A 16,855-nucleotide genomic window follows, 5' to 3' on the forward strand; every position below is an offset into this window, starting at 1 on the left:
GAGCGAATCGACCGGATAGTGCGTTATCCGGTTGATTCGTGATCCGCAACTCTGCGAGTCTCTCTCGCTCCTGCAAAGTGTGTAGCTGTGTCCTATGAAAACCCCTGTGTGGTTCCCTCAGAGTTTCTTCTCCCGCACCCTCTGGCTGGTGCTGATCGTCGTGCTTTTTTCCAAGGCGCTGACCCTGGTTTATCTACTGATGAACGAGGACGTGCTGGTGGATCGTCAGTACAGCCACGGTGTCGCCCTGACACTGCGCGCGTACTGGGCCGCCGACGAAACCAACCGAGCTGAAATTGCCGACTCCGTCGGATTGATCCGTGTGGTCGGCGCTGGCGTGCCCGACGGTGAGCAGCATTGGCCCTACAGTGAAATCTACCAACGGCAGATGCAGGCCGAACTGGGTGGTGACACCGAAGTGCGCCTGCGCATGCACGCACCGCCAGCGCTCTGGGTGCGGGCGCCGAGCCTGGGCGATGGCTGGCTGAAAGTGCCGCTGTACCCGCATCCGCTGCGGGGCCAGAAAATCTGGAGCGTGCTGGGTTGGTTCCTCGCCATCGGACTGTTATCCACCGCCTCGGCGTGGATCTTCGTCAGCCAGCTCAACCAGCCCCTCAAGCGCCTGGTGGATGCCGCGCGGCAACTGGGGCAGGGCCGCAGCGTGCGGCTGCCGATCAGCGACACGCCCAGCGAGATGGCCGAAGTGTATCGGGCCTTCAACCAGATGGCCGAGGATGTCGAGCAGGCAGGGCGTGAGCGTGAGTTGATGCTGGCGGGGGTGTCCCATGACCTGCGTACGCCCCTGACCCGCTTGCGCCTATCGCTGGAGCTGATGGGCGGCCACAACGACCTGACGGACGACATGGTGCGCGACATCGAGGACATGGACGCGATTCTCGACCAGTTCCTGGCATTCATTCGTGATGGTCGCGACGAGTCGGTGGAGGAGGTCGACCTGAGCGACCTGGTGCGTGAAGTGGCGGCGCCCTACAACCAGAACGAAGAACGCGTGCGCCTGCGCCTGGAGCCGATCCAACCGTTTCCGCTGCGTCGGGTATCGATGAAGCGCCTGCTGAACAACCTGATCGGCAACGCCTTGCATCACGCTGGCAGCGATGTCGAGGTGGCGGCTTACGTCTCGGGGGATGTCAGCGCGCCGTACGTGGTGCTGAGTGTCATGGATCGCGGGGCCGGCATCGATCCGGCGGAGCTGGAGGCGATCTTCAACCCGTTCACCCGCGGCGACCGTGCCCGGGGCGGCAAGGGCACCGGGTTGGGGTTGGCCATCGTCAAGCGCATCGCGTCGATGCATGGCGGCAATGTCGAACTGCGCAACCGCTCCGGTGGTGGCCTGGAGGCGCGGGTGCGGTTGCCGTTGGGGTTGATGTTGCCTCGGGATGCGGTTTGACAGCTGAAAAGATTGCAGCCTGAAAAGATCGCAGCTCCTGCAGGGGCTGCGATCTTTTGGTTTAGCCCTTGCCTTTGGTCCGGGTCATGTTCGGTCCACCGTTCTTCTCCAGATGCTGGATGATCATCCCCGCCACGTCCTTGCTGGTGGTGGTTTCGATCCCTTCCAGGCCCGGTGAGGAGTTCACTTCCATCACCAGCGGTCCGTGGTTGGAGCGCAGGATGTCGACGCCGGCCACCGCCAGGCCCATGACCTTGGCCGCGCGCAGTGCCGTCATGCGTTCTTCCGGGGTGATCTTGATCAGGCTGGCGCTGCCGCCACGATGCAGGTTGGAGCGGAACTCGCCTGGCTTGGCCTGACGCTTCATCGCCGCAATCACCTTGTCGCCGACCACGAAGCAGCGGATGTCCGCGCCACCGGCTTCCTTGATGTATTCCTGGACCATGATGTTCTGCTTGAGGCCCATGAACGCCTCGATCACCGACTCGGCGGCGGTCGCTGTTTCGCATAGCACCACGCCGATGCCCTGCGTCCCTTCCAGCACTTTGATCACCAGGGGCGCGCCATTGACCATGTCGATCAAGTCAGGGATGTCGTCCGGCGAGTGGGCAAAACCGGTGACCGGCAGGCCGATGCCACGGCGTGACAGCAACTGCAACGAGCGCAGTTTGTCCCGCGAGCGGGCAATCGCCACCGACTCGTTGAGCGGGAACACGCCCATCATTTCGAACTGGCGCAACACCGCGCAACCATAAAAGGTCACCGACGCGCCGATCCGCGGGATCACGGCGTCGAACCCTTCCAGGGGTTTGCCGCGGTAGTGGATCTGCGGCTTATGGCTGGCAATGTTCATATAGGCGCGCAGGGTATCGATCACCACCATCTCATGGCCGCGTTCGGTCCCGGCTTCAACCAAACGACGAGTGGAATACAGACGCGGGTTCCGCGACAGCACAGCGATCTTCATGCAACACCTGTGGAGGAGAGAGTGGACACCGGGAACACCGGCTTGTCTTGAACGTACTTGATGCCGGGATTGACCACCAACTGGCCGTCGATCAGGGCCTTGGAACCGAGGAGCAAGCGATAACGCATGGACTTGCGGCAGGCGAGGGTGAACTCGACTCGCCAGACCCGATCACCGAGTGCCAGGGTGGTGCTGATCACGTAGCGCACCTGCGCGTGACCATTGGAGCTCTTGATGGTTTTTCGTGTCACCAGCGGCGCTTCACAGCGACGGTGGCGCAACTGCACCACCGTGCCCAGGTGCGCGGTAAACCGCACCCACTTCTCGCCATCGCGCTCGAACGGCTCGATCTCGGTGGCGTGCAGGCTGGAGGTGCTGGCACCGGTGTCGATTTTCGCACGCAGGCCCGCAACTCCCAGATCAGGGAGCGCCACCCACTCGCGCAGACCGACAACGGTCAAATGGTCAAATGTCTTCAAATGTGCTCAACCGGTGAGATACCCGCTCGCACCGCAACGCGGTCGAATGGGCGGTATTCACGCAGAATAGTGGTTAAAAGGCGACAGATATCTACAGCCCGGATTGCCGCTCCTCGGATGCGGCCTGAGGAGGTGGGGCATTGTATGCTGCGGCGGTGAAATTCATGGCATGACAGAAACGGTAGTACAGTTCAGAAATATTTCAGAATGAGGAAAACCCATGGCACAAAAAAGCGAAGAGGACGACAAAGTCCGTCTCGATAAGTGGTTGTGGGCGGCGCGCTTTTACAAAACCCGCGCGCTGGCCAAGGCCGCCATCGAGAGTGGCAAGGTGCATTGTCGAGGTGAGCGCTGCAAGCCAGGCAAGGAGCCGCGCGTCGGTGACGAGTTACAGATCCGCATCGGATTTGAAGAACGCACGGTGGTGGTCCAGGCGCTATCGATTGTTCGGCGCGGCGCCCCAGAGGCCCAGGCGCTGTACGCGGAGACCGACGCCAGTATCGTCAAGCGCGAGAATGCCGCGGCACTGCGCAAGGCCGGCGCCCTGAGTGTCACTACCGACGGCAAGCCGAGCAAGAAACAGCGCCGTGACCTGTTCAAGTTTCACGGCAGCAGCCACGAATAGCGGACCAAGGATTGCCACCTGCAGGTGGCGATCCTTGCGGCGATGATTCAATCAGTTGGCAGGTACATTTCGCACGACGCTCATCCGCGAAACCACCGGCAACTGGCCCAGTAACTTGAAAAGTGGCGCGGTCAGCCGCATAAAGAACTCCGACGCCCTGGCAGCGAACGGCGTGTAGTAACCCCAGCCCAATGCCCAGACCGCCAGCAGCATACCGCCGATGTAATCGTCCTGGCCCCAGTGGGCGCCAGCTACCAGGCGCGGCAGCATGAACAGCAGGGCCAGGCTCCAGACCGTCAGCCATTGCCCCAGGGTACGGCTGAACAGGCTCATGAACAGTGCCCAGATAATCAGCACCGAGGCATGGTCCCCGGGAAAGCTCTGGCTGGAACGGTCCTTGAGTTCCCAGGTCTTTTCCAGGCCCGGGAAGTAGTCGCTCATCTGCACCGCGCCGGCGATCACCATCGACGGGCTCTGGTGTTGCCAGCCAAGGTGCGCGGCGACTTTGGAGAACAGGGTACGGATCACCAGCATCAGCAACAGAATGGCGAAGAAGCCAAAAAAAGCGCGGCGCACATCGCCGGCCTTGAACACCCAGTTGCCGCGAATCAGCAGCGCCAGCAGGATCACCCCGACCACCGCGTCAAAGGGTCTCAGGCTGGCAACCGCCCAGATGTGCAGCCAGGTTGGATTGGTCGCCAGGGGGTCATTGAGTAAATGAAAAAGCCACTCGTCGAAAATCACACACAGCATCTGTCCCGCGGGCCATAACCAGAAACCCAGCAGGGCCAGCGGGACTAAATTACACAGCGTCAATCGGCCGAGGTCCCACCTTGCTTGGAACAGACTCGGATTGTTCATAAAATGCCTCCCATGGCGATAAATCACGCACCAAAATAGTGCGAGAAGCTGATTTTCGGCCCTTGCACACATTTTGTCATCACTTCAGATACCCAGACCTATGACTGATCTACCGGATACCGACTACACCCAGCGCTTCATTTTTGATGACAGCGATACCCGTGGCGAACTGGTTGCGCTGGAGCGCAGCTATGCCGAAGTCCTCGCCAAACACCCCTACCCGGAGCCGGTGGCGCAGATGCTTGGCGAGCTGATGGCGGCTGCGTCGCTGTTGGTCGGCACCTTGAAGTTCGATGGTTTGCTGATCCTTCAGGCGCGTTCCGAAGGCCCGGTGCCGCTCTTGATGATCGAGTGCTCGAGCGAGCGGGAAATCCGTGGCCTGGCGCGTTACGAAGCCGACCAGATCGCCCCTGATGCGACCCTGGCGGACATGATGCCCAATGGCGTCCTGGCTCTGACTGTCGACCCGACCCAGGGCCAGCGGTATCAGGGCATCGTCGATCTTGATGGTGCGACCCTGTCGGAATGCTTCACTAATTACTTCGTCATGTCCCAACAGGTCGGTACCCGCTTCTGGCTGCATGCCGATGGCCGTCGGGCTCGTGGTCTGCTGCTGCAGCAACTGCCCGCCGACCGCCTGAAAGACGACGAAGAACGTGCCGCCAGTTGGCAGCACATCACGGCGCTGGGTAGCACCCTGACCGCCGATGAGTTGCTCAGTCTGGACAACGAAACCGTGCTGCACCGTCTCTACCACGAAGAGCAGGTGCGCCTGTTTGATGTGCAGAAATTGCGTTTTCGTTGCAGCTGTTCCCGCGAGCGTTCCGGCAACGCCCTGGTCAGCCTCGGCCTGGAAGATGCCCAGGCGTTGGTCGTCGAACATGGCGGCAATATCGAGATCGATTGCCAGTTCTGCAACCAACGCTACCTGTTCGACTCGGCCGATATCGGCCAATTGTTCGCCGGTGCGGGTGTGGATACGCCGTCAGATACTCGTCACTAAAACGTTTCAGCGCAGGTAAATTCACTGCTTTGTTCCGGATTAACGCCGTACTGACGGGAGGACCCTACTCTTTTCAGGCTTTTCTGGCATAATCCGGCCCACTTTTTTCGCGGTAGTAGTGCGGGACTTTCTACTACAAAACGTTCGGAGCACTCGGCCACTGGCCGACGGGGAACCTCATGACGCAAGCCAATAACGCCGTATACACCGATCTGAGTGTTGACGATCTGGTCAAAGAAGCCCTGCAGCGCGGTGAAGGCGTGCTTGCCGATACTGGCGCGCTGGTCGTAGAAACCGGTCACCGCACCGGTCGTTCGCCGGTCGACCGTTTCATCGTTGAAGAGCCGTCCACCCAGGCAGCCATTGCCTGGGGCCCGATCAACCGCAAGTTCCCGGCCGACAAGTTCGATGCCCTGTGGGCTCGCGTCGAGGCTTTCAACAACGCGCAAGAGCATTTCGTTTCCCACGTTCACGTTGGTGCTGCCCAAGACCACTACCTGGCCGTGAAAATGACCACCCAGACTGCCTGGCAGAATCTGTTCGGTCGTTGCCTGTTCATCAACCCGGCCCAGTACAACCCGGCCGGCCGTGAAGAATGGCAAGTGCTCAACGTGGCCAACTTCGAGTGCGTGCCAGAGCGTGACGGCACCAACTCCGACGGTTGCGTGATCCTCAACTTCGCACAGAAGAAAGTGCTGATCGCCGGCATGCGTTACGCCGGTGAAATGAAGAAAGCCATGTTCTCGGTACAGAACTTCCTGCTGCCGGCCGCTGACGTGCTGCCAATGCACTGCGCCGCCAACATCGGCGAAGAAGGCGACGTGACCCTGTTCTTCGGTCTGTCGGGCACCGGCAAAACCACCCTGTCGGCCGACGAAAGCCGTTACCTGATCGGTGACGACGAACACGGCTGGGGTGAAGGCGTGGTGTTCAACATCGAAGGCGGTTGCTATGCCAAGTGCATCGACCTGTCCGAGAAGAACGAGCCGGTTATCTGGAAAGCCATCAAGCACGGTGCAGTCCTGGAAAACGTCGTTATCGACGACGCCAAGCACGCCGACTACGCCGATGTCAGCCTGACCCAGAACAGCCGCGCCGCGTACCCGCTGGAGCACGTTGCCAAGCGTTCCGAGCAGAACCTGGGTGGCGAGCCAAACGCTGTGATCTTCCTGACCTGCGACCTGACCGGCGTTCTGCCGCCAGTGTCGATCCTCAACGAAGAACAAGCGGCCTACCACTTCCTGTCCGGCTACACCGCTCTGGTGGGCTCGACTGAAATGGGTTCGGGCAGCGGCATCAAGTCGACCTTCTCCACCTGCTTCGGCGCACCGTTCTTCCCGCGTCCGGCTGGCGAATACGCAGAGCTGCTGATCAAGCGCATCCGCGGCTTCGGCTCCAAGGTCTACCTGGTCAACACCGGCTGGACCGGCGGTGGCTACGGCGTCGGCAAGCGTTTCAACATCCCGACTACCCGTGCGGTGATCGCAGCGATCCAGAGCGGCGCTCTGGTCGGTACCGAGACCGAGCACCTGGACACCGTCAACCTCGACGTGCCAGTGGCCGTACCGGGCGTTGAGACTGGCCTGTTGAACCCACGCAACACTTGGGCTGACAAAGCCGCCTACGACGAAGCTGCCAAGGCCCTGGCCGGCCTGTTCATCGAGAACTTCAAGAAGTTCGACGTGAGCGACGCCATCAAGGCTGCAGGTCCTAAGCTGTAAGTGTTGGTCTGATGCAAAAAAGCCGCCCCTCGGGGCGGCTTTTTTGTGCCTGTGATTGAAGCGCTGCACAATCAGCGAATATCCAGGTAGCTGGACTGCTCAAACACCAGGCTCGCACTCAGCCCTGCCTTCGGCTGCAGGGTCGGACCCTGGACCGTAGAGAAGGCGGTGCCTTTGCTGCCATGGGAGACGTAACGCTCGCCCTGTTCCTGCTCGTTGAAGTAGGTATAGGACTCTTTGCGCATGCGTACGTAATCGGCGTCGGCTTGTTCGATGGCATTGTGGTGGTTCTGCAGATCCGCAGTCGACAGCTGGAGCATCTTGTCGAGCTTAACGCCCCAGCGGGTCAGGCAGCGCTCGGCGAAGTGGCGAACTATCAGGCCGGGTTCCGGCAGTTGTTTCGGGCCACGGGTGCCCTTGAGGGAAGCGTTGCCGGCCAAGGTGCCGTGGCGGCCGGCCATGGGGTAGATATGGGTCCTGGTGCTGTTGTGAGTCAGCGGGATAACGCAGCAAAACCCCTTGGAGCGTTCGTCGCGGGCAAAAAAGCCAACATACTCTTTGACGTTGGCGCCAAGTGTCACCCGCTCAGGCTGAAAGTTCAGGGGGCCAGGAACAGGGTCGACGGCAAAGATATTCACCGGTACCTGTTTCAGTTCAGGATCATCGAGCATCATGTTGGCCAACATGTGACAACTTACCGCACCGCGACTCCAGCCAACAAGATTGACAGTGGTCGGGATAATACCGTCCTTGCGGAACATTTTGATTATTTGTTCCTGTAACTCCTGCTGGCTGACCGGACGTTTGCCGTAATTGTACTTGCGCCAGAACCATGAGCCGACTTTTTTGACCTCTTCAATGGGAATGCCGGCAGCTTTCAGGCGATTATATTCTTCTTCGCTTAGTTCGAGGCGTTGCCAGGAACTCTTGCCCTTGATGAGTTGCAGGGCGTGCTTGACGTTTTCTACCCAGCCACTGCCGAACAGGCTTCCGGCAATACCGTATTCTTCGGATTCGTAGAACATTTCGTCGGCTTGCAAGTTGCTGCTGCCGGGTCCGTCGATCACTGCCCATTCGGCAAACTCTCGACTAAGTTCGTGGCTGGCCAGAGTGGAAACAAGTTCGCCGTTCCAGTACGTATCATTCGTAGCGTCGAACTTAGTCGAGCCGGTTCCGCAGAAATATATAGTTAATGTGGTCATTGGGGGCTGCCTTGATTTTTTTAATGAATAGGCAGGTTAGGTTTGAATGGCTAAGTATTGAAGGTGCTTAGTGTTGCTGGATTTTAGTGTGTGTGGGTAACTTCAAGTTTGTTTTGGCATGCGCTGTTGCATGACTTCAAGCAAGTCACTGCCGTCTTGAATCAATAGATATAACGCGTTGACGATATGCGAAATATCCTTGACGTCCGCCTGGTTGAAACACAGGCAGTAAAAGGTTTCCAGCAAGTTGCTGGCGGCGCGGATGCGTTGTTGAGCCGCGTCGAGCAGAGCCTGGGGAGTGGCGTGGGTGTCGATGACCAGTACCGGGGTATCGCCGGCGGCAGAGCTCAGCCGACGATAGCGCTCGAAAAACGGAGTTAAGGTGCTCATGGGCAAGGTTCCGGTAGGCATATACGAAATCGCTCGGTAAGGGGCGGTTGCGCCTTGCTGCAAACTATAGGGAGTGCTGGCAAGGCGCAGCAAGATGGCCTGCATGGACGGCTGTTGTAGGGGAATTACACGACGATCGGAAGCTGGCCTACAGGCGTTTCGCGGTTTTTTTGGGCGGATGGCCAAGACGCGGATTTCCCACGTGTTGGGTAGGTTTGACGCTTGGCGAGACGGCGTCAGCTCGACAAAACTGAGTAGGATGTTTCGCATTGAAATGCACGATTCGCGAGCGTTGCAGAGTCGCGGGTCATGGGACGTTCTCCCTGTATCATTCCGTATCTTTTTATCCCCGACCTTTTCTCGACGTGCTGCACTCGCCCGCTAGGCTTTTGGCATTGCCGCCGTCAATGGAGTGACCGCTCATGCACAACACCCTCGAACAGGTCTTCGGTTATCCACAGTTTCGTCCCGGCCAGGCGGCGGCGATCAGTGCAGTGCTGGCGGGGCGCTCGGCAGCGGCGATTTTCCCCACCGGCTCCGGCAAGTCCTTGTGTTACCAGTTGCCGGCCTTGCTGTTGCCCCACCTGACGCTGGTGGTCTCGCCGCTGCTGGCGCTGATGCAGGATCAACTGGCATTCCTGCAACGGCACGGCATCGCCGCAGCCAGTATCGATTCGGCCCAGAGCCGTGATGACGCCAACGAGGTGATGGCGCGGGCGCGCAGCGGCGAGTTGAAGATCCTGATGATTTCCGTGGAGCGCCTGAAGAACGAGCGTTTTCGCAATTTTCTGCAGCAGGTGCCGATCTCGCTGCTGGTGGTGGACGAGGCACACTGCATTTCCGAGTGGGGTCATAACTTTCGCCCGGACTACCTGAAGCTGCCGGACTACCAGCGCCAGTTCAACATCCCCCAGGCCTTGTTGCTGACCGCCACCGCGACGCCCAAGGTCATCGTCGACATGCAGGCCAGGTTTGCCATTGCTCCGGATGATGTGGTCACCACCGGCTTCTATCGGCCCAACCTCAATTTGCTGGTGGAGCCGGTACGTGGCCAGGACAAGCGCCGGCGCCTGGTGCAGTGGCTGGGCGAACGGGCCGGGCAGCCGAGCATTGTCTACGTGACCCTGCAGAAAACCGCCGAACAGATCGCCCAGCACCTGAGCCAGCAAGGGCTTGCAGCCGAGGCCTATCACGCCGGTCTACCCCATGATCAGCGCGAAGCGATTCAACGCCGGTTCATGGGCGGCCAGTCCAATTGCATTGTCGCCACCATCGCCTTTGGCATGGGGATCGACAAGAGCGACATCCGCAATGTGGTGCATTTCGACCTGCCCAAATCCATCGAAAACTACAGCCAGGAAATCGGTCGCGCCGGACGAGACGGTGAACCCTCCGACTGCCTGGTACTGGCCAATCGTGACAGCCTCAACGTGCTGGAAAACTTCGTCTATGGCGACACCCCGGAGCTCGATGGCATCCGCTGTGTGCTCGATGAGCTGCAAGCGTGCGCGCCGGAGGGGCAATGGGAGTTTTTGCTGGGGCCGCTGGCCGATCACAGCAACATTCGCCAGTTGCCGCTCAAGACCCTCCTGGTTCAACTGGAACTCAAGCGCCTGATCGCCCCGCGGTACGCCTATTTCGCCGAGTACCGGTTCAAGTTTGTACTGGAACCTGAAGCGTTGTTGGCACGTTTTACCGGCGAGCGCCGGGACTTTGTCGAAGCCATCATCCAGACCTCAAGCCGCGCGCGAACTTGGGTCACGGTCGATTTCGACGCGCTGTACCTGCGATACCAGGCTGAGCGCAACCGGGTGGTCAAGGCCCTGGATTACTTCCAGGAGCAAGGCTGGATCGAGCTGGAAAGCAAACAGACGACCGAGGTCTACAGCCTGCTCCAGAGCGACTTCGATGCGCAGGCGTTGAGCCTGGACCTGCATGCGTATTTCACCCGGCACGAACGCACGGAAGTTGCGCGGATCCACGCCATGCTCGATCTGTTCGCCACTGATCACTGCCTGGGTTTTCGTCTGGCGCAGTATTTCGGTGATAACAATGCGCCTCGGCAATGTGGGCATTGCTCGGTGTGCCATGGTCAGGTTGCCCGTCTGCCGGCGCCCCCCGAATTGCCGGCACTGGCGGATAAAAACTTCGAGGCCCTGTGCGGCGACTTTATCCGCAGGCACCAGGGCTTCAGCGCTCAGGTGCCGAGCGCGGATCGGCTGACGCGGTTTTTGTGTGGCATCAGCATGCCGCTGTTTACCAAGCTCAAGGCCCGATCAATTCCCGGCTTTGCGGCGTTGGAGGCTTACCCTTACGCCGAGGTGCGCAGTTGGGCCGAGCACCATCTACCTGTAGGAACATCCATCTGCTGAATGTCGCCCATCAGCGTAATTGACTTCAAAAAGCCTGGCCGGCTGACTATGGTGATCGCTGTCTAAGGATCGCCAACAAGAGAGCAAACAATGAGCCAGACGCCATTCCAGATTCAGCGTGCCGCCGTGATCGGCGCAGGCACCATGGGCCGTGGCATCGTCATGTGCCTGGCCAATGCCGGGGTGCCGGTGCAGTGGGTCGACAACAATCCGCAGATGCTCGACCAGGCGCTGACGGCCATCGCCCAGACCTGGGCGCACAACGTGCGTCAGGGCCGTATCGACCAGGCCGAGGCGGATGCGCGCATCGCCAGGGTCACGGCCGCTGCGGACTACGCGGCGATCAGCGAGGTGGACCTGGTGATCGAGGCGGTCTACGAAAACCTCGAGCTCAAGCAGCAGATCTTTCGCCAGCTCGACGGGCTGCTCAAGCCCCAGGCAATCCTGGCCAGTAATACCTCGGCCCTGGACATCGACGCCATTGCCGCGGTCACCCAGCGTCCACAACAGGTGCTGGGCCTGCACTTCTTCAGCCCGGCGCACATCATGAAACTGCTGGAAATCGTGCGTGGTGCGCACACCGCCCCGGCGGTACTGCAGGCAGCCAAGGTCCTGGGCGAACGCATGGGCAAGGTCAGTGTGGTGGCGGGTAACTGCTTCGGCTTTATCGGCAACCGGATGCTCAATACCTATGTGCTCGAGGCGCGCAAAATGTTGCTCGAGGGTGCATTCCCCTACCAGGTCGATGCCGCGCTGCAGGGCTTCGGTTTTGCCATGGGGCCGTTTCGCATGTACGACGTGGTCGGTATCGATCTCGGCTGGCGCGCCCGCGAGTTGGCCGGTGTCGGCCAGGATGAGGATGAAATCCAGTTGGATAACCGCCTGTGCGAGCAAGGACGTTTCGGCCAGAAGAGCGGCAACGGCTACTACCACTACGAGCCGGGCAGCCGCCAGGCCGAGCACGATCCTGAGGTCGATGCGCAGGTCTTGCGGGTCAGTGAGCAGCTCGGTTATCAACGCCGCGAGATCGGCACTGAAGAGATCCTCGAGCGCTGCCTGCTGGCATTGGTCAACGAGGGGGCCAAGATTCTCCAGGAAGGCATTGCCGAATCCGCGCGGGACATCGATCTGGTTTACCTGAACGGCTACGGGTTTCCGGCGGACAAGGGCGGGCCGATGGCATGGGCGGACCAGCAAGGACTGGCCGCGATCGAGGCGCGATTGTTGCGCCTGGAGGCCGAGCGGGGCGCCTTGTGGAAGCCTGCCGGGATCATCCGCCAGTTGGCCGCGAGTGGCGGACAGCTGGCGCGGTACCAGGCTGACTGAGCCCCGCTGCAGCCACTACACTGCCAGCCCCTTTGCACGAGAAACCTCATGACTGACCGCATGCCCCAACGCGCCGACTACCGGCACTTCCAGCCGATCATCACTCGCTGGCACGACAACGATGTGTATGGCCATGTGAACAATGTGACCTACTACAGCTTCTTCGACACGGCGGTGAACACCTACCTGATCGAGGTCGGTGGCCTGGATATCCATGACGGCGAAGTGGTCGGGTTTGTGGTGAGTTCGGCGTGCGATTACTTCGCCTCGATTGCGTTCCCCGAGCGCATCGACATCGGCCTGCGGGTCGGCAAGCTGGGCAACAGTTCGGTGCAGTACGAACTGGCTGTGTTCAAGGCCGGTGAGGAGGATGCCTGTGCGGCCGGGCGCTTTGTTCACGTATTTGTCGATCGGGCTTCGAACCAGCCGGTGACCATCCCTGCCGGGCTGCGTGCGGCGTTGGAGCGATTGCTGGCCTGAAACGAAAAATCGCAGCCCGAGGGCTGCGATTTTTTACGCGGGATTTGCGTGATGCGACGGGGTCAGTCGCGATAATGCTTGTGCTTGCGATGCCCATAGGCATGGCCGCGACCCGGGTGGCCGTGACGGTAGTAGCGACGGTCATCGCGACCACCGCGGTAGCGACGATCATCACGATCGTCACGGTCGTCGTCATAGCTTTTATTACCCATGTAGTTACCCAGCGCACCACCGGCACCGCCGCCGGCTGCTGCGCCGATCAGACTGCCCGAGGTACCGCCGACGCTGCGACCGACCACGTTGCCGCCGGCTGCGCCCAGCGCACCGCCGATCGCGGCTTCGCCACGGCTGCGTTTGTCGGCGCCCACCGCACTACCACCAGCACCGCCCAGTGCTGCACCAATGGTTGAGCCAGTGCTGCCGCCCAGTGACTGACCGACGACCGAGCCAAGAACCCCGCCCAATGCGCCGCCCACACCGGCTTCGGTGGTGCCTCCAGCTGACGCGACGCCACTGATCAGGCCAAGGGACAACAAGAGAATCGAGGAGAACTTCATAGAGGAGCCTCAGAGGGATGACGCCGCGATCCTGAGGCTGTGTCAGGATGGTTACAATCGAAATCCGACGAGTAACACGACCTTCGCACATTTTGCTAAGTTGTTGTTTTTGCTGCGGAACTTAATTGAATTTTGCAGGTCTTTAGTTACTTGAGACAGGCCGCTTTGCTAACAAAGCGGCCTTTTTTGTGGGCGTTGGTTAAGCGCAGGCGGCCGACAATTCGACGCCAGGCTTCAGGCCGACCTGGCCTTGATCAAACCACTGGCACTCGCCGCTTCCAGGCGGATCGCGACAAACTTGGACGTTGGGGTGTGACTGCCATCCCCGGTGCTTTCCAGCGGCACCAAGGGGTTCACTTCCGGGTAATACGCCGCCGCTTGTCCGGCGGGTATATCGAACGCCAACAAGGTGAAGCCCTTCACCCGACGCTCGCGGCCATCATCCCAGATCGACACGATGTCAGCCTTCTGCCCTGGCTTGAAGCCCAGGCGGATGATGTCGGCTTCGTTGACGAACAGCACATCGCGCTGGCCCTTGACCCCACGATAACGGTCATCAAGGCCGTAGATGGTGGTGTTGTACTGATCGTGGGAGCGCATGGACTGCATGATCAAGTCTGGCAACTGCCCGGTGGCCCTGGTGCGTTCGTGCACCAGGTCGAGCGGCAAGGCATTGGCGCGGAAGTTGGCGCGGCCTGACGGGGTGTTCCAGCGCCGTTCGCCGGCGCTGTTGCCCAGGTAGAAACCGCCCGGGTGCTCGATCTTCTGGTTGAAGTCCTTGAAGCCCGGAATGGTGTCGGCGATCAACTCGCGAATGCGTCGGTAGTCGGCCACCAGCCAGTTCCAGTCCACGGGAGCGCTGCCCAGGGTGGCTGCGGCGATGCCGGCGACGATCGACGGCTCGGAGCGCATCAGCCTGGACAGCGGATTCAACTGGCCATTGGAGGCGTGGACCATGCTGAACGAATCTTCCACGGTCACCGCTTGCGCCCCTTCGGTCTGCAGGTCGATGTCGGTACGGCCCAGGCACGGCAGGATCAAGGCGGCTTTACCGTGGGCCAGGTGGCTGCGGTTGAGCTTGGTGCTGATCTGCACGGTGAGGTCGCAGTTGCTCAGGGCCTGGAAGGTCCGTGGGCTGTCCGGCGTGGCTTGGGCAAAGTTGCCGCCCAAGCCGATAAAGACTTTCGAGCGACCTTCGAGCATCGCGTGGATGGCTTCGACCACGTTGTGGCCATTGTCGCGTGGCACCTTGAACTGGAAGCGCCGCTCCAGCGCATCGAGGAACGCCACCGGTGGCCGTTCGTTGATGCCCATGGTCCGGTCGCCTTGCACGTTACTGTGGCCACGCACCGGGCACAGGCCCGCGCCCGGGCGCCCGATGTTGCCGCGCAGCAGCATCAGGTTGGCGATTTCCTGGATGGTCGGCACCGAGTGGCGGTGCTGGGTGATGCCCATGGCCCAGCACATGATCACGTTCTTGCCGGCCGCGTACATGCGCGCGGCTTGCTCGACTTCTTCCAGGCTCAACCCGGACTGTTCGACGATCTGCTCCCACGGGGTGTCGTCGATCTGGCTCAGGTAGTCGAGGATGTTGACCGTGTGCTCGTTGAGGAAGTCATGGTCGAATACCGAAGGCGCGCCGCTGTCCTGCGCTTCGCGTTCCCACTGCAGAAGGAACTTGGCCATGCCGCGCAACAACGCCATGTCGCCACCCAGCGCCGGGCGCAGATAGGCGGTGTTGGTCGGCTTGTCGCCGTTGGTGAGCATTTCGATCGGGTGCTGCGGGTGCTGGAAGCGCTCCAGGCCACGCTCCTTGAGCGGGTTGATGCAGACCACCTGGGCACCGCGCTTGACCGCTTCACGCAGCGGTTCGAGCATCCGTGGATGGTTGGTCCCGGGGTTCTGGCCCCAGACGAAAATCGCATCGGCATGTTCGAAATCATCGAAGGTCACCGTGCCTTTGCCCACCCCGACACTCTGCGCCAGCGCCACGCCACTGGCTTCGTGGCACATGTTCGAGCAATCCGGGAAGTTGTTGGTGCCGAACGCGCGGACAAACAGTTGGTACAGATAGGCTGCTTCATTGCTGGCGCGGCCCGAGGTGTAGAACTCGGCCTGGTCAGGGCTCGCCAGGTTTTGCAGGTGCTGGCCGATCAGCGCGAACGCGGCCTCCCAACTGATGGGTTGGTAACGGTCGGTCTCGGCGTTGTAGCTCATCGGCTCGGTCAGGCGACCCTGGTATTCGAGCCAGTAGTCGCTCTGCTCCAGCAATGCGCTGACGCTGTGCTTGGCGAAAAACGCCGCGTCGACACGGCGCTTGGTGGCCTCCCAGTTGACCGCCTTGGCGCCGTTTTCGCAGAACTTGACCATGCCGCTTTCCGGCGAATCGCCCCAGGCACAGCCCGGGCAGTCGAACCCGCCGTTCTGGTTGGTCTTGAGCATCATGCGGATGTTCTTCAGCGCGTTGTCGCTGGTCAACCACGCCTGGGCGACACTGATCAGCGCGCCCCAGCCACCGGCCGGGCCCTTGTAGGGCTTGTAGCGTGGAGTGGGTGTCTGGTCGGCTTGATGATGAGTGCTCACGCTTGATTCTCCATCGCAGGGCTATACACCCGCGGCGCACTTTTGTGCGGCAAGTGGATGAGATTGAGGTTGTGCCGGCGCGCCCACTGCAAGGCAAGGCCGGTGGGCGACGACAGGCTGACCAGGGTCTGGATCCCGGCGCGCAGGGCTTTCTGGATCAGTTCCAGGCTGCAGCGACTGGTGACAATCGCCACCCCGCCCGCCGTCGGGATGTCCTGCCGGACCAGGGCGCCGATCAGCTTGTCGAGGGCGTTGTGCCGGCCGATGTCTTCGCGGCCCAGCAGCAACTCGCCCTGGTTATTCATGAACACCGCCGCGTGCACGGCCCCGCAGTGCTGCCCCAGGGGTTGGAAGGCATTGATGCGCTGGCGCAAGCCCTCCAGCCATTCGGCCGGCGGCAGGGGCGCACCAGGCAAGACGGCGAGCTGCGGCAGGGCCTGCTCCACGGCCTCGACGCCACACAGCCCGCAGCCGCTGGTACCGGCCAGTTGCCGACGCTGCTGCTTGAGGTTCCAGAACGCACGGCTGGCAATATTGACCTGGGCGTACTGCGCAGAGCCCGAGCCGCTGAGTTGCATGTCGTAGATATCGCTCAGATCACTGATGATCCCGCTGCCCAGGCTGAAGCCGACGATAAAGTCTTCGAGATCGGTCGGGGTCACCAGCATCACTGCCTGACTGATGCCGTTGTAGGCAATCGCCAGCGCGACCTCTTCAGCCAGAGCGGTGCTGGCACTGGTGCTGAGGTCGAGGTTGCAATACTGGTAGCTCTGACTGGCGGCGGGCGCGGGCGTGTCGAGGGCGGGCGCCGCGCAGGTCGGGCGCTTGGCGTTCATGGGGCTGTACCGGCGGGTTATCCAGCTTTAAGCCTAGGCGCGGCA

At 61.0% G+C, this 16,855-nt stretch carries 15 protein-coding genes; 7 read left to right on the forward strand and 8 right to left on the reverse strand.

The features are described from left to right. The first annotated feature begins 94 nt into the window (after positions 1-94). On the forward strand, positions 95-1,408 hold the full coding sequence (locus PspS04_RS01105; RefSeq protein ID WP_095167474.1) for an ATP-binding protein: 1,314 nt from the start codon (positions 95-97) through the stop codon (positions 1,406-1,408). 61 nt (positions 1,409-1,469) lie between these two features. Here PspS04_RS01105 and rimK read toward each other — a convergent pair whose 3' ends face one another. Next, positions 1,470-2,375, reverse strand: a complete 906-nt coding sequence (gene rimK, locus PspS04_RS01110) for a 30S ribosomal protein S6--L-glutamate ligase (RefSeq protein ID WP_095167472.1) — start codon at positions 2,373-2,375, stop codon at positions 1,470-1,472. Further along, complete coding sequence (gene rimB, locus PspS04_RS01115) at positions 2,372-2,854, reverse strand: retropepsin-like aspartic endopeptidase RimB (RefSeq protein WP_095167470.1); 483 nt, start codon at positions 2,852-2,854, stop codon at positions 2,372-2,374. Before rimB ends, rimK begins: the two co-directional genes overlap by 4 nt. A gap of 220 nt (positions 2,855-3,074) precedes the next feature. On the opposite strand from rimB, the gene PspS04_RS01120 reads away from it, so the two are divergent. Beyond that, entirely contained in the window at positions 3,075-3,479 is a 405-nt protein-coding gene (locus PspS04_RS01120) for an RNA-binding S4 domain-containing protein (protein WP_159993136.1), read from the forward strand. Positions 3,480-3,530: 51 nt separating this feature from the next. On the opposite strand, the gene PspS04_RS01125 is transcribed toward PspS04_RS01120, so the two are convergent. After that, positions 3,531-4,340, reverse strand: a complete 810-nt coding sequence (locus tag PspS04_RS01125; protein ID WP_095167466.1) for a phosphatase PAP2 family protein — start codon at positions 4,338-4,340, stop codon at positions 3,531-3,533. A gap of 100 nt (positions 4,341-4,440) precedes the next feature. On the opposite strand from PspS04_RS01125, the gene hslO reads away from it, so the two are divergent. Both hslO and PspS04_RS01135 read left to right on the forward strand, forming a co-directional pair. Further along, complete coding sequence (hslO, locus tag PspS04_RS01130; protein ID WP_159993138.1) at positions 4,441-5,343, forward strand: Hsp33 family molecular chaperone HslO; 903 nt, start codon at positions 4,441-4,443, stop codon at positions 5,341-5,343. A 179-nt stretch (positions 5,344-5,522) separates the two neighbouring features. Next, the gene (locus PspS04_RS01135; protein ID WP_095167462.1) at positions 5,523-7,064 is read left to right on the forward strand and encodes a phosphoenolpyruvate carboxykinase; all 1,542 of its coding nucleotides are present in this window, start codon (positions 5,523-5,525) and stop codon (positions 7,062-7,064) included. Positions 7,065-7,135: 71 nt separating this feature from the next. On the opposite strand, the gene PspS04_RS01140 is transcribed toward PspS04_RS01135, so the two are convergent. Continuing rightward, positions 7,136-8,266 (reverse strand): hypothetical protein, encoded by a 1,131-nt coding sequence (locus PspS04_RS01140; protein WP_159993140.1) that lies wholly within the window; start codon positions 8,264-8,266, stop codon positions 7,136-7,138. 102 nt (positions 8,267-8,368) lie between these two features. Then, complete coding sequence (locus PspS04_RS01145) at positions 8,369-8,656, reverse strand: hypothetical protein (RefSeq protein ID WP_095167457.1); 288 nt, start codon at positions 8,654-8,656, stop codon at positions 8,369-8,371. A gap of 422 nt (positions 8,657-9,078) precedes the next feature. On the opposite strand from PspS04_RS01145, the gene PspS04_RS01150 reads away from it, so the two are divergent. From PspS04_RS01150 to PspS04_RS01160, 3 genes are all read left to right on the forward strand, one after another. Next, on the forward strand, positions 9,079-11,028 hold the full coding sequence (locus tag PspS04_RS01150; RefSeq protein ID WP_159993142.1) for a RecQ family ATP-dependent DNA helicase: 1,950 nt from the start codon (positions 9,079-9,081) through the stop codon (positions 11,026-11,028). 90 nt (positions 11,029-11,118) lie between these two features. After that, positions 11,119-12,354: a 3-hydroxyacyl-CoA dehydrogenase gene (locus tag PspS04_RS01155; protein ID WP_159993144.1), complete on the forward strand. Its 1,236-nt coding sequence runs from the start codon at positions 11,119-11,121 to the stop codon at positions 12,352-12,354. Positions 12,355-12,402: 48 nt separating this feature from the next. Next, the gene (locus PspS04_RS01160) at positions 12,403-12,834 is read left to right on the forward strand and encodes an acyl-CoA thioesterase (RefSeq protein WP_159993146.1); all 432 of its coding nucleotides are present in this window, start codon (positions 12,403-12,405) and stop codon (positions 12,832-12,834) included. A gap of 62 nt (positions 12,835-12,896) precedes the next feature. On the opposite strand, the gene PspS04_RS01165 is transcribed toward PspS04_RS01160, so the two are convergent. The 3 genes from PspS04_RS01165 to fdhD form a co-directional block, all read right to left on the reverse strand. Next, positions 12,897-13,391, reverse strand: a complete 495-nt coding sequence (locus PspS04_RS01165; RefSeq protein ID WP_159993148.1) for a glycine zipper domain-containing protein — start codon at positions 13,389-13,391, stop codon at positions 12,897-12,899. Between the two features lie 234 nt (positions 13,392-13,625). After that, positions 13,626-15,974: an FdhF/YdeP family oxidoreductase gene (locus tag PspS04_RS01170; protein ID WP_159993150.1), complete on the reverse strand. Its 2,349-nt coding sequence runs from the start codon at positions 15,972-15,974 to the stop codon at positions 13,626-13,628. Continuing rightward, complete coding sequence (gene fdhD / locus PspS04_RS01175) at positions 15,971-16,810, reverse strand: formate dehydrogenase accessory sulfurtransferase FdhD (RefSeq protein WP_159993152.1); 840 nt, start codon at positions 16,808-16,810, stop codon at positions 15,971-15,973. The genes PspS04_RS01170 and fdhD overlap by 4 nt, the downstream gene beginning before the upstream one ends. Positions 16,811-16,855: the final 45 nt, after the last annotated feature.

Origin of the sequence: Pseudomonas sp. S04, from assembly GCF_009834545.1 — a bacterium.
Classification (GTDB): domain Bacteria; phylum Pseudomonadota; class Gammaproteobacteria; order Pseudomonadales; family Pseudomonadaceae; genus Aquipseudomonas.